The following is a 494-nucleotide window of genomic DNA, read 5'->3' as shown; positions in this document are numbered from 1 at the left end:
GTTTTCTAGCAATTAATTCCGCAATAATTTCTCTGGTTTCCCGTTGGGTTTCTGGATCATATACAAGTAACTGCTGTTGTAAAAAAGCATCAAGAACTTCTTTTTTATCTGATTCAGGTAACACTGCCGCATTCCAAGCAATGGCAGCCAAACTAAAAAAAGCCTTTAATTCTTTTAAATTGTCTATGGAATCCATATAGGGTGCTATAAAATCTTTCATAACTTCCGACATTTTGATTGCACCCTTGGGTTCTATAAGCATATTTGCTGCTAGTTCTCCAAAAACGCCCTCTGTCATTTTAGTTCTGAGTGCTTCCAGATGTTTTCGTCTCTTCTGAGAACTTTGTTTTTCTTGCATCAACTCCTTAAAATCTCTGGACTTTCTTGCCATAATTACACCCTTTTGGTATTTCTACAATTCTTAGACTTCTTGCATAACATCACTTATGTTGCATTCAGATTTTATAATAATCTTTCGTGGGAAGTTTTGTCTA

General features: G+C 35.4%; 1 protein-coding gene. It reads right to left on the bottom strand.

Annotation, left to right across the window (positions count from 1 at the left end; genetic code table 11):
* The coding region (locus FFR48_RS28430) for a hypothetical protein (protein ID WP_137669630.1) at positions 1-391 on the bottom strand (391 nt) is incomplete at its 3' end.
* Between the last annotated feature and the right edge of the window lie 103 nt (positions 392-494).

The sequence above is a fragment of the Sphaerospermopsis reniformis genome, assembly GCF_005402885.1.
GTDB lineage: Bacteria > Cyanobacteriota > Cyanobacteriia > Cyanobacteriales > Nostocaceae > Sphaerospermopsis > Sphaerospermopsis kisseleviana.
Note: the sequence above shows the minus strand (reverse complement) of the source record. Positions and strands in the feature narration are given on the sequence as shown.